A 12,551-nucleotide genomic window follows, 5' to 3' on the forward strand; every position below is an offset into this window, starting at 1 on the left:
CTCTCCGGGTTCAGGCGGCCATGTCGGCCAGGAGGCGGGCTTTCGGGAAGCGCAGTACCGCGATGGTGCCGGCGCCGGGCGTGCTGTCGAGGGTGAGGGTCGCGCCCTGCGCCTCGGCCAGTGCCCTTGCCAGATATAGGCCGAGGCCGGAGCCGGGGAAGCGGCGCGAGAGCGAGGAATCGAGTTGGGTGAAGGGCTCGAAGGCGCGCGGGATGTCCGCCGCCTCCATGCCGATGCCGGTATCGGTGATGCGCAGCAGGAGGTCGCCCTCCGGCTCGATCCCGGCATCGAGGGTGACGGCGCCGCCGGATGGGGTGAATTTCACCGCATTGGCCACGAGGTTCAGCAAGACCTGGCGGAGCCGCAGCTCATCGGCCCGCAGCGGCGGCAGGCTCGGCGGCAGGCTGGCCCGCAGCGAGACGCCGGCGGTGGCGGCCGTGGCCTGCATCATATGGACGGCGCCCTCCGCGAGGCTCACCACATCGACCCGGCTTTCGGTGATGGCGAAGCCGGTCGTCTCCGAACGGGTGACGTCGAGGATGTCGTCGATCAGCGAGAGCAGGTGCCGGCCGGCCTCATGGATCGATTGCACGTAGTCGAGCCGCCGGGCTGGGTCGTTGTCGATCATATAGGCTTCGGAGAAGCCGATGACGGCGTTCAGCGGCGTCCGCAGCTCATGGCTCATGGTGGCCAGGAAGCGGGATTTGGCGCGGTTCGCTGCCTCGGCCGCATCGCGCGCGCGTTCCAGCTCGGCACGGGCACGCAATTCCTCGCTGATGTCGCGGTAGCTGCGGATGTAGCCGACGCCGCCCACGCTGTCGGTGGTGATCTCGACGATGCGCCCCCCGCCCAGGGTGCGCTGGCGGCTATAGGGCACGGGCCAGGGCCGGTCCTCCGGCACCAATGACAGCGCATCCTCCAACGTGACGGCGTCGAAGTAGCCAAGCTCGGCCTGGGCCCGGATGAGCGCCTGGATGGGCTGGCCCGGCGAGAGGGCATCCGGAGGCAGGCCGTTCATGCTGGCGGCCATGCCGTTGGCGGCGAGCACCCGGCCTTGCATGTCGAACAGGGTGATGCCTTGCCGGCTGTTGTCGAGCATGGCCTGCAGGATGGCGGCGCGGCTCCGCGCCTCCTGCTCGGCGCGGGCGGCCGGCGTGACATCCGAGGTGGTGACGACGAAGCCGCCATCCGGCGTCGGGTCGGAGGTGACCTCGATGATGCGGCCATCCTCCGCGGTGCGCATGTAGCGCGCGGGCTGGCTGCGATCCATGGCGAGCGCCATCCGCGCCGTCTCGGCGCCCTGGTCGCCCGCGACGCCATGCGTCAGCTGGTCATCGACCAGCTCCTCGAGGGTGCGGCCGGGGCGCAGCGTGCCGGGGGAATAGCCGCCGAAGTCGGACGCCAGGGAATTGGCGGCGATGACCCGCCGATCCGGCCCGTAGTAGCAGATGCCGTGCCGGGTATTCTCCAGCATCACCTGCAGCACGCCGGCCCGCTCGCGCGCGGCCGTCTCGGCCCGGGTTAATGCGGTGACGTCACTGTAGGTGATGACGAAGCCGCCATCCGGCGTCGGGTCCCGGACGATCTCGATCACGCTACCGTCGGGGCGGTGACGCGTGATGCGGCTCGGGCTGTGGAGGTCCTCGCGCAGCAGCTTCTCCACCTCGGCGGCGTCGATCAGCCCCACGGCCACTACCTCGGCGGCAATGTCCTCGATGCGGCGGCCTGGCTGGAGGGCATCCACCGGCAGGCCATTGATCTGGGCGGCGAGCGCATTGGCCGCCAGCAGGCAACGATCCCGGTCGAAAAGGGCAATGCCATGCCGCATGCTGTCCAGCATGACCTGGAGCTGGGAGGCCCGCTCGGCGGCGGCGGCCTGCGCCTTCAACAACTCGGTCACGTCGGAATGGGTGACGACGAAGCCGCCATCGGGGGCCGGGTTGGAAATGATCTCGATGAACCGTCCGCCGGTGCCGCGACGGAGGTAGCGGTGCTGGCGGCTGCGGTCGATGCGCCGCCGCCGCTCCAGGATGGCAGCTGCGGTGTCCGCATCGCCCAGGATACCGGCCGCGGCCTGGAGCTGGCCGAGTTCATCGAGCGTCATGCCGAGGCGCAGCCGCACCGTGGGCCCGCCCATGGTATCCTCGGCGAGGCGGTTGAAGGCGCGCAGGCGCTCGTTGGGCCCGAAATAGGTGATGCCGTGCTGCATGTTGTCGAACATGAGCTGCAGCATGGCGGCGCGCTCGGAGGCCTCCGCCTTGGCGGCTTCGAGTTCCGAGACGTCGGAATGGGTAACGACGAAGCCGCCATCGGGCGTCGGGTTGGAGGCGATGTCGAAGACCTGCCCGTTCGGCGCCCGGCGCTGCAGCCGGCTCGGCCTGGAGCGGTCGAGCGTGAGGGATTGGGCAAGGACCCGTGAGGCCTCCGGCTCGGACCCGAACATGCCAAGCGCGTGCTGCTCGTGCAGCAGGTCGTCGAACAGCACGCCGGTGCGGGCCGGCAGGTTGAACAAGCCATGGCCTGGCCCGGCAAGCTGGTTCGCCAGCAGCAGGCGGCGGTCCGGCCCATAGAGGGCGATGCCGTGGCGTATGCTGTCGAGCGTCACCTGGAGGTTGCGCGCCCGGTCCTGCGCTTCGGCCTCCGCCGCGGAGCGGGCGGTAATGTCGGTGAAGGTGATGACGAAGCCGCCATCGGGCGTCGGGTCGCTGAAGACCTCGACCACGCGGCCGTCCGGCATGTGCCGGGTGCGGCGCCACGGCTTGCTGCGATCGGCCTGCAGCAGCCGGGCCAGGGTCTCGTCGGATTTGGGCGGCGGGCCGTACATGCCGCGCGCATGGTGCAGGCGGATCTGCTCATCGATGAGGATGCCGGGTGCCAGCTCCTCGGCGGAGAGGCCACCGATCTCCGAGGCCAGACGGTTGGTGGCGCGAAGGCGGCGGTCGGGCCCGAACAGCATGAAGCCGTGCCGCATGTTGTCGAGCGCGGCGCGGAACATGGCGGCCCGGGATTCGGCCTCCGCCTCGGCCTCTGCGAGGGCGGTGACGTCGGAGAAGGTCATGGCGAAGCCGCCATCCGGCATCGGATCCGAATGGACCTCGATCAGCCGGCCGGTGCTGGTGCGGCGCATGTACCGGTGCGACTGGCGCCGGTCGAGAGCGACCAGCCGCGCGAATTCCCGTTCCGGCTCGGGGCCGAGGCCGCCGATCGCGGCTTGGCGGCGCAGCACATCGATGAAATGCGTGCCGGCCGGCAGGGGGCGGTCGCCCTCGGGAAAGGTCGGGCCGCCCGCACTGCCGGAAATCCGGTTCACCGCAACCAGCCGGCCATCGGCGTCGTAAAGGGCGATGCCGTGGCGGATCGCCCTCAACATCGCCTCCTGCACCTGGGCCTGCTGGCGCGCTTCGGCCTCCGCCCGGGCAAGGGCGGTGATGTCGGTGATGGTGAGCACGAAGCCACCATCCGGCATGGGGTCCGAGGTGACGTCGAGCACGCGGCCGTCGCGCGAGGGGCGGGTATGCCGCAATGGCCGGGACCGGTCGGCGGTAAGGGCCTCGGCAGCATGGCGCCGGTCGAGTTCCGGGTCGCCGCTCGCAGCGGCGGCGACCTGGGCGGCGATCAGGTCACGCAGGTGCCGGCCGGGCATGACCTCCGCCGCCGGGACCCCGGCGAGCTGGGGCATCAGCCGGTTCGTTGCCACAACCCGGTGCCCGGCATCGAACAGGGTGACGCCGTGGCGCATGTTCTCGAGCATCGCCTGCAGCGTGGCGGCCCGGGCCTCGGCCGCCTTCTCGGCCGCGACCAGGGCCGTGATGTCGGTGAAGGTGATGACGCGGCCGCCGGAGGGGATCGGGTTCGAGATGACCTTCACCACCCTGCCGTCCGGCAGGATCAGGGTGTCCTGCGCGGCATGGCCATGCTCGCCCTGCAGCAGACGCTGCCGTCGCAACTCCGCCGCCTCCCCCTCGCCGAGGGCGCCGCGTTCGAACTGCCGCTGCGCCAGCTCGGCCAGGCTGTGGCCGGGCGACAGATCCCCTGGGGCGAGGCCGGCGCAGGAGGTGGCCAGGGCGTTGAGGGCCAGCAGCCGATCGTCGGGGCCAAAGATGAGGCAGCCATGCTGCATGGAATCGAGCGCGGCCGAGAGCATCGCAGCGCGGTCCCGGGCGGCCTCCTCGGCGCGGCTACGGGCGGTGATGTCGCTGTAGGTCGCGATGAAGCCGCCATCCGGCGTCGGGTCCGAGGTGATCTCGAGCACCCTGCCGTCCGGCCGGGTGCGGGTATAGCGTCCGGGTCGGCTGCGGTCGAAGCTGCGGGCCGCGGCCAGCTGGGCAGCCGTCTGCGCCTCGTCGCCGAACTCGCCGGCGGCGGCCTGAGCCTCGATCAGCGCCTCGATCGATGCGCCGATGGGCAGCGTGTCGCCGGGGAGGGCACCGAGCCGCCGCGCCAGCTCGTTCGCCGCCACCAACCGGCCGGCGGCGTCGAACAAGGCAATGCCGTGCCGCATGCTGGCCAGCAGAAGCGGCAGCAGGTCGGGGCGCTCCTGCCCCGGACTGCCCAAGGGGGAGGATGGCGGTGGCGAGTCCATTTCCGGCGCGGCGGGCAGGCTTGCCTCGATCATGTCACCCTCTTCGGGGGGCGGAGGCCATGCAGCGCGAGGAGCGCCGCGGTGAGGACCAGCACGGCGCAGGCCTGGTGCAGGGTGCCGAGCCAGACCGGCACGGCATGCAGCAGGGTGGCGACGCCGAGGGCGTATTGCAGGACCACGGCCCCACCAAGGCCGAGGCAGGCGCTGCGGGCGAAACCGGGAGGCAGGCGGCGCCAGCCGGCAAAGGCGGCGCCGAGCCCGGCCAGGGCGGCAAGGCTTGCCAGCAGGCGGTGGTTGAACTGCACCGCCGCGACATTGAGGGTAAGGTTGCTCCAGGCCGGCGCCAGACGCCAGTAGCCCTCCGGCACCAGCCTGCCTTCCATCAGCGGAAAGGTATTGTAGTCGAGCCCGGCGCGGTTGCCGGCGACGAAACCGCCGGCCAGCATCGCCGCGACCAGCAGCCAGGCGGCCGCCTTCGCCTGGCGCCGGATGCTGCCGGTGGCGGCCGGCATGGTGGCGGGGCGTGGGCGCAACAGGCCGAGCCCGGTCCAGGTCAATGCGGCGAACAGGGCAAGTGCCAGGCTGAGATGCATCACCAGCCGATAGGGCGAGACCGCGGTTCGGTCCGCCTCGAAGCCGGATGCGACCATGAACCAGCCCACCGCCCCCTGCAGCCCGCCAAGCAGCAGCAGCAGCAGCAGCCGCGGCTTGAGGCCCGCGGGGATGCGCCCGCGCAGCCAGAACCAGGCGAGCGGCAGCGCATAGGCGAGGCCGATCAGCCGGCCCCAGAAGCGGTGGGCCCATTCCAGCCAGAAGATCTGCTTGAAGCCGTCGAGGCCGAAGCCCTGATTGACCAGGGCATATTGTGGAATGGTCCGGTACAGGTCGTAGAGCCGCTGCCATTCGGCATCGGAGAGCGGCGGCAGGGTGCCCGAGAGCGGTGCCCATTCCATGATGGAGAGGCCTGACCCGGTCAGCCGGGTCGCCCCGCCGATGGCGACCATGATCCAGACCATGCCGGCCACACCCAGCAGCCAGCAACCGATCACGCGAGGGGTCGCCCGGCTGCGCGCCTTGGGCGAGGAGGGAGCATCGAATGGCATGGTCTCAGTATAGGGTGGCGCCGCCGCTGAGACACCAACCGAAGTCTATTCCGATGCAACAATCGCTGCGACTTGCGGCGGGTCCCCACGGCTGCTAACCGCAGCCCCGCGATGCAGACCGCCTCCGATGCGGCCGGTGCCCCGGCGGCCTCGGCCTCCCCTCCCACGATCTCCGTCGTCATCCCGGTCCGCAACGAGGCGCCGAACATCGCGCCGCTGGTTGCCGAGATCGAGGTGGCGCTGGCCGGGATGCCGCATGAGATCATCTATGTCGATGATGGCTCCACGGATGGCACGCCGGAGGCCCTGCGGCAGGCGGCGCCGGACGTCCCCTTGCGCCATCTGCGGCACCGGGTGAGCTGCGGCCAATCCTCGGCCGTCATTACCGGGGTGAAGGCCGCCCGCGGCACCTGGATCGCCACCCTGGACGGGGACGGGCAGAACGACCCGGCCGATATCCCCCGGCTGCTGGCCAGGGCCCAGGGCGAGATGCAGGCCGGTGCGGCGCCGGTGCTGGTCGCCGGGCACCGGGTGACGCGGCGGGACAGCTGGGTGAAGCGACGGTCCAGCCGCATCGCCAACGGCATCCGCGCCCGGCTGCTCGGCGATGCGACGCCGGATACGGGCTGCGGGCTGAAGGTCTTCCCCCGCGCGCTCTTCCTCGACCTGCCGCATTTCGACCATATGCACCGCTTCCTGCCGGCGCTGGTGCTGCGCCAGGGCGGGCGGGTGGTGAGCGAGCCGGTGAACCACCGGCCGCGGGTGCGTGGGCGCTCCAACTACGGCACGCTGGACCGGCTGGCCGTCTCGGTCTTCGATCTGCTCGGCGTGGCCTGGCTGCAGCGCCGCGGCTCGCGTCCGGTGGTCGAGGAGTGAGCGAGAGGGCGCGGGCCGTCGCCAAGCTGCTGGTCCTGGCGGCCGGCCTGGTGGTGGCGGGGCTGCTGCTGCGCTGGCTCGGCGCCATGCTCGGTACCGAATGGGTGGACCGCCGAATCCGTGGCCAGGGGCTGTGGGGGGAGGGGGTCTTCCTGCTGGTCGGCATGATGGCGACGGCCGTCGGCATCCCGCGCCAGGGCGTCGCCTTCCTCGGGGGCTATGCCTTCGGGGCGGTGGTGGGGACGGGGCTCTCGCTGCTGGCGCAGCTTCTCGGTTGCGCGCTCTCCTTCGGCTGGGCGCGGCTGGTCGGGCGGGGCTGGGCGGAGCGGCGGCTGGCGGGGCGCTTCGGGCGGCGGCTCAGGCCGCTCAGGGATGCGCTGGCGGCGAGTCCCTTCGGCGCGACCCTGGCGCTGCGGCTGCTGCCGCTCGGCAACAACCTAGCGCTGAACCTGCTGGCGGGGATGGCGGGGATCGCGATCCTGCCTTTCGTCGCGGCCTCGGCGATCGGCTACCTGCCGCAGACGGTGGTCTTCGCCCTGCTGGGCAAGGGCATCCGCGTGGATGGCGCCTGGCAGCTTGGCTTGTCGGCCCTGTTGCTGCTCGGCTCCATCGCCATCGGCTTCGCCCTGCTCAGGCGGCACCGCGCGGGGCGGGCGCTGGAGGAATAGCGCCCTTCCTTCGGCCGTCAGTGCAGGACGAATTGGCCGTTGGCGAAGCGAAGCTCGGCCGGGCGGGTCAAGGCGGCGGAGGCGACACGGACGGAATGCAGCGGCCCCTCGATCTCGCGGCGCCAGAATTCCAGGAAGCGCGAGAGCTCGGGGAAGGCCGGGGCGTGGTCGACCTTCTGCCAGACGAAGGTCTGCAGCACGCCGGGATGGTCCGGCATGTGGTAGAGGATCTCGGCGGTGGTGAGCCGCCAGTCGGGGATGCGGACGAAGCGTTCGAGGCTGTACAGCACGCGAGACGATCCTTTCACTGGTGCCAGCCGTTGCGGCCGGCGATTTCCTCCGCTTTCGCAACGCGAAGCTTGCCACGGCTTTCCCGGGGGCTTGCAACAAAATTGTTGGATTTCAGTGGGTTGGCACTCGCACTCGGAGAGTGCTGCAAATCCCTTGACGCCCGCGCAAGCCTGCCCTAGATCGCTTGGCACTCCTCTGGGGTGAGTGCTAGCGGTCCCGCTGGCGCCTCCCGGCGGGGGGACCCATTCCAAGAGAATAGGCCAGGAGAGGACCGCATATGAGCTTCCGTCCCCTGCATGACCGCGTTCTCGTCCGTCGCGTGACGGCCGAGGAGAAGACCCGCGGCGGCATCATCATCCCCGACACCGCCAAGGAGAAGCCGCAGGAAGGCGAGGTTATCGCCGTCGGCTCCGGCACCCTGAACGACAAGGGCGAGCTCCGCGCGCTCGACGTGAAGGCCGGCGACCGCATCCTGTTCGGCAAGTGGTCGGGCACCGAGGTGAAGCTCGATGGCGAGGAGCTCCTCATCATGAAGGAGTCCGACATCATGGGCATCCTCGAGAACGCTTCCGTTGCGAAGGCCGCCTGAGCAACCGCTCTGAGGTCTGACACTCGTCAACACTGGCCGACGGGACCGCGCCAGGGCACCTAGCCCAGGCAGCGGCCGGACGCCGAACCAATGAGGTACATACATGGCTGCGAAGGACGTTAAGTTCGGCGCCAATGCGCGCGACCGCATGCTGCGTGGCGTGGACATCCTGGCCGACGCCGTGAAGGTGACGCTCGGCCCCAAGGGCCGCAACGTCGTCATCGACAAGAGCTTCGGCGCGCCGCGGATCACCAAGGACGGCGTGACCGTCGCCAAGGAGATCGAGCTGGCCGACAAGTTCGAGAACATGGGCGCGCAGATGGTGCGCGAAGTGGCCTCGAAGACCAACGACCTGGCCGGTGACGGCACCACCACCGCGACCGTGCTCGCCCAGGCGATCATCCGTGAGGGCGCCAAGGCCGTGGCCGCCGGCATGAACCCGATGGACCTGAAGCGCGGCATCGACAAGGCCGTCTCCTCCGTCGTGTCCGAGCTCGAGGCGAAGACCCGCAAGATCACCACCTCCGCCGAGGTTGCCCAGGTCGGCTCCATCTCCGCCAACGGCGAGACCGAGATCGGCGAGATGATCGCCCAGGCGATGGAGAAGGTCGGCAACGAGGGCGTCATCACGGTCGAGGAAGCGAAGAGCATCCAGACCGAGCTCGACGTCGTCGAGGGCATGCAGTTCGACCGCGGCTACGTCTCCCCGTATTTCATCACGAATGCGGAGAAGATGGTCGTCGAGATGGACAACCCCTACCTGCTGATCTTCGAGAAGAAGCTCAGCCAGCTGCAGCCGATGCTGCCGCTGCTCGAGGCGGTTGTGCAGTCCGGCCGTCCGCTCATCATCGTCGCCGAGGATGTCGAGGGCGAGGCGCTGGCCACCCTGGTCGTCAACAAGCTGCGCGGCGGCCTGAAGGTCGCGGCCGTGAAGGCGCCGGGCTTCGGTGATCGCCGCAAGGCGATGCTCGAGGACATCGCCATCCTGACCGGCGGTGAGGTGATCTCCGAGGATCTCGGCATCAAGCTCGAGAGCGTGACGCTCGCCCAGCTCGGCCGCGCCAAGACGGTGCGGATCGAGAAGGAGAACACCACGATCGTCGACGGCGCTGGCGAGAAGTCCGCGATCCAGGGCCGCGTCGAGCAGATCAAGGCGCAGATCGAGGAGACCACCTCGGACTACGACCGCGAGAAGCTGCAGGAGCGCCTGGCGAAGCTGGCTGGTGGCGTTGCCGTCATCCGCGTCGGCGGCTCGACCGAGGTCGAGGTGAAGGAGCGCAAGGACCGCGTCGACGACGCGCTGCATGCGACCCGCGCCGCGGTCCAGGAAGGCATCGTGCCGGGCGGCGGCGTGGCGCTGCTGCGCGCCTCGACCAACCTCGGCCACCTGAAGGGCCTGAACAACGACGAGCAGGTCGGCATCGAGATCGTCCGTCGCGCCATCCAGGCGCCGGCGAAGCAGATCGCCGAGAATGCCGGCAAGGACGGCGCGGTCGTGGCGGGTGAGGTGCTGCGCACCGACACCTATGTCTTCGGCTACGACGCCCAGAAGGACGAGTACAAGGACCTCGTCGCCGCCGGCATCATCGACCCGACCAAGGTCGTGCGCACGGCGCTGCAGGATGCGGCCTCGGTCGCCTCGCTGCTGATCACCACCGAAGCCATGGTGGCCGAGCGTCCGGAGCGTAAGGCTCCGGCCGGTGGTCCCCCGGGCGGCGGCATGGGCGGCATGGGCGACATGGACTTCTGATCCAGCCCGCAAGGCTGATCGGAAACGGGGGCGGGCCGCAGGGCCCGCCCCTTTTTCGTGCCGGGATGCTGCCTTTCCAGCGCCGAATCCCTCACGACAACGCGTGTGCGTCATCGTTGACTTGGCCGGGGCGATCCGTGTCCACTGGTCATGCCAGCCGTTCTTGGCCCGCCTTGCCGTGCCCACCCGGACCTTCCGGACGCCTTCAAGCCGATCCAGCCTGGCGGTTTTGCGCGGGCGATCGGCGCCCGTGCCCTATGCAAGGGGAGGGTGCATCGCATGGCGATCGGCACCGTGAAATGGTTCAACGCCACCAAGGGTTTCGGCTTCATCGTGCCGCAGGATGGCGGGAAGGACGTGTTCGTCCATATCACTGCCGTGCAGAAGGCGGGCCTGCAGGGGCTCAATGAGAACCAGAAGGTCAGCTACGAGGTGGTGATGGAGCGCGGCAAGGCCGCCGCCGCGAACCTCAAGCCCCTATGAGATAGGCAAGGCTCAATCGAGCCTCACCCCGCTGCGTCGCAGGATCTCGGGGTGGCGAGCCGCTCGGGCGGCCCGCCATAGGGAGCGAGCCTAGCCTCCTCGAACCTCGCGCGCAGGGCTGGATCGGCCATTCACTCCGGCATTGGCGCGCGATCACCACAGGCGCCGTCCTCTGACTGAGACGGCAGGATGCCGATCCGGTGCCGAAGACGAGGTCGGACAGGCTGGGCTCCGCCATCATCGGCACAGCGGGCAACTGCTTCACGCGCTGGCCGGCGAGCGCCGCGATCAGTTACGCGTGGCAGCCGTCGCACCGATATTGCCGTTGGCGCCGACGCTGCTGAGGACCGGGACAATCGGGCGGTCAGGCCAGGCAGGTTGGGGCTGGGTCGGTGCCCAGGATGGGCCGCCGCAGCGCCGAAAAACTGGGCGAAGAGGCTACGCTGAGCCATCGATCCAGCCGCCACCCCCATCCTCCGATGAATCATCGGGGATGATGTGGCGTGGCGACCGGGCCCTGCCCAAGCGTCAGGCGGACTGCTGGTCCTGCACCCAGACGCGACGGGCGCCCTGCGCCTGCAGGAAGCTCTGCGCCTTGGCCTTTTCCTCCTCGGTCTGGGCCTGGATGCCGAGGGATGGGCCATTGGTTTGCAGCACCTCCTCGGGGCGCTTTCCGGTATCGGTCGAGCTGGCGGCCGCGCCGGCCGTCTCGCCCACGGCAAGGGTCGCCGCACCGGCCGCCGCGGCGGCTGCCACAGCCGGCAGGGCCGCGCCGCCCGTGGCGATCACGATGCCCGCAGCGAGCATGGAGGTGGAAGCGGTGCCGATGCCGACGAAATTCTGCCGCAGGTTCCGGCTGTCGGCACCCTTCGGGTTCTCGTCCGGCGTGATCACCTGGTCGTTGTCAGCCTGGCGTTCTCCCTGGGGGGCCGTACGGGACTGGAGGTCCTGGAACCACTGCTCGGCCTGCAGCTTCGCCACCACGCCGTCGAGCGCGGCCTGATCCTGGAATTCACCCCAGACAACCGGGCCGGCATGGGAGGTGTGGTCGTATTCGCCGGTCCACTGGCTGCTGTCCATGACGATGGGCATGCGCGTGTTCCCTGAAAAATTCGGTGCTGGCCAGGAAGAACGCGGCCGCTTCGCCGATGTTCCGCGCCCCCGATTGGGCGCTGGCGGCCCGTGCCGCTCAATGCTTAAACTGGGCGCAACGAAAAATCGGGGAGGACCGGGTATGGCGCGAGTCACGCGGCGTACGGGATTGGGGATGGTCGCTGCCGCTTTGGCGGCGCCGGCGCTGGCGCAGCGTGTGGACTGGCCGCCGGGGCCAATCCGCTTCATCGGCATCTTCCCGCCGGGAGGCGGCACGGACATCCTCTCGCGGCTCTGGTGCCAGAAGATGATGGAGCTGACCGGCGAGCAATTCATCGTCGAGAACCGCAGCGGCTCGGCTGGTAATATCGGCACCGAGGCCATCGCCCGAAGCGCGCCCGATGGGCGGACCATCGGCCTCGGCAGCGTCGCCCCGCTGGCCATCGGGCCCACGCTCTACCGGCGCCTTCCCTTCGATGTCACGCGGGACTTCACCTATATCAGCGGGCTCTGGCAGCTGCCGAACCTGCTGGTGGTGCACCCTGACGTGCCGGCGCGGACGGTGCCGGAACTCATCGCGCTGGTGAAGGCGAACCCCGGCAAATTCACCTATGCCTCCTCCGGCTCGGGCACCACGGTGCATCTCTCGGGGGCGATGTTCGCGGCGCAGGCTGGGCTTGAGATGGTGCATGTGCCCTATCGAGGCGGGGCGCCGGCGCATGTCGACCTGATGGCCGGACGCGTCCACATGATCTTCGACAACATCCCCCAGGCGCTGGCCGAAGCGCGGGAGGGCAAGGTACGGCCGCTTGCCGTCACCGGGGCGAAGCGCAGCCCGCAGGCGCCGGAGATCCCGGCCATGGCGGAGTTCCTGCCGGGTTTCGAGATCACCTCCTGGGGTTCGGTCGTGGCGCCGGCCGGGCTGCCGGCGCCGATGGTGCTGCGCATCGCCGCGCTTGCCCGCCAGGCGCTCGAGACCCCGGAGCTCATTGCCCGTTTCGAGGAGAATGGCGCGACGCCCTGGCCAGCTGGCCCGGAGGAACTGGCCGCCTTCCGCACCGCCAATGAGGCGGCCTTCGCGCCGGTGATCCGCGCCACCGGTGTCCAGGTGGATTGA

General features: G+C 69.8%; 10 protein-coding genes. 6 read left to right on the top strand and 4 right to left on the bottom strand.

Features of this window, described 5'->3' with window-relative positions:
- Positions 1–10: 10 nt before the first annotated feature.
- Together BLR02_RS09925 and BLR02_RS09930 are read right to left on the bottom strand one after the other, a co-directional pair.
- Positions 11–4,615 carry a PAS-domain containing protein gene (locus tag BLR02_RS09925; protein ID WP_090662729.1) on the bottom strand — a complete coding sequence of 1,535 codons (4,605 nt, stop codon included), beginning with the start codon at positions 4,613–4,615 and terminating at the stop codon, positions 11–13.
- Complete coding sequence (locus BLR02_RS09930; protein WP_090662731.1) at positions 4,612–5,685, bottom strand: COX15/CtaA family protein; 1,074 nt, start codon at positions 5,683–5,685, stop codon at positions 4,612–4,614. The genes BLR02_RS09925 and BLR02_RS09930 overlap by 4 nt, the downstream gene beginning before the upstream one ends.
- Before the next feature lie 111 nt (positions 5,686–5,796).
- Between BLR02_RS09930 and BLR02_RS09935 the strand changes: the two genes are divergently transcribed.
- Both BLR02_RS09935 and BLR02_RS09940 read left to right on the top strand, forming a co-directional pair.
- The gene (locus BLR02_RS09935) at positions 5,797–6,561 is read left to right on the top strand and encodes a glycosyltransferase family 2 protein (RefSeq protein WP_090662733.1); all 765 of its coding nucleotides are present in this window, start codon (positions 5,797–5,799) and stop codon (positions 6,559–6,561) included.
- A complete protein-coding gene (locus BLR02_RS09940) occupies positions 6,558–7,229 on the top strand; it encodes a TVP38/TMEM64 family protein (RefSeq protein WP_245704721.1) in 672 nt (223 codons plus the stop codon). The genes BLR02_RS09935 and BLR02_RS09940 overlap by 4 nt, the downstream gene beginning before the upstream one ends.
- Positions 7,230–7,246: 17 nt before the next feature.
- Here BLR02_RS09940 and BLR02_RS09945 read toward each other — a convergent pair whose 3' ends face one another.
- Positions 7,247–7,519 (bottom strand): usg protein, encoded by a 273-nt coding sequence (locus BLR02_RS09945; protein ID WP_281177071.1) that lies wholly within the window; start codon positions 7,517–7,519, stop codon positions 7,247–7,249.
- A 278-nt stretch (positions 7,520–7,797) separates the two neighbouring features.
- On the opposite strand from BLR02_RS09945, the gene groES reads away from it, so the two are divergent.
- From groES to BLR02_RS09960, 3 genes are all read left to right on the top strand, one after another.
- Positions 7,798–8,109 carry a co-chaperone GroES gene (groES, locus tag BLR02_RS09950; protein ID WP_043358940.1) on the top strand — a complete coding sequence of 104 codons (312 nt, stop codon included), beginning with the start codon at positions 7,798–7,800 and terminating at the stop codon, positions 8,107–8,109.
- A 103-nt stretch (positions 8,110–8,212) separates the two neighbouring features.
- Positions 8,213–9,859 (top strand): chaperonin GroEL, encoded by a 1,647-nt coding sequence (groL, locus tag BLR02_RS09955; protein WP_043358938.1) that lies wholly within the window; start codon positions 8,213–8,215, stop codon positions 9,857–9,859.
- Between the two features lie 279 nt (positions 9,860–10,138).
- Complete coding sequence (locus BLR02_RS09960; protein WP_090564179.1) at positions 10,139–10,342, top strand: cold-shock protein; 204 nt, start codon at positions 10,139–10,141, stop codon at positions 10,340–10,342.
- 528 nt (positions 10,343–10,870) lie between these two features.
- Here the strand turns inward: BLR02_RS09960 and BLR02_RS09965 are convergent.
- On the bottom strand, positions 10,871–11,434 hold the full coding sequence (locus BLR02_RS09965) for a hypothetical protein (protein WP_090564177.1): 564 nt from the start codon (positions 11,432–11,434) through the stop codon (positions 10,871–10,873).
- A 175-nt stretch (positions 11,435–11,609) separates the two neighbouring features.
- Here BLR02_RS09965 and BLR02_RS09970 point away from each other — a divergent pair, with 175 nt between their 5' ends.
- Positions 11,610–12,551 carry a Bug family tripartite tricarboxylate transporter substrate binding protein gene (locus BLR02_RS09970; protein WP_176849476.1) on the top strand — a complete coding sequence of 314 codons (942 nt, stop codon included), beginning with the start codon at positions 11,610–11,612 and terminating at the stop codon, positions 12,549–12,551.

It is taken from the genome of Belnapia rosea, from assembly GCF_900101615.1.
Taxonomy (GTDB): Bacteria; Pseudomonadota; Alphaproteobacteria; order Acetobacterales; family Acetobacteraceae; genus Belnapia; species Belnapia rosea.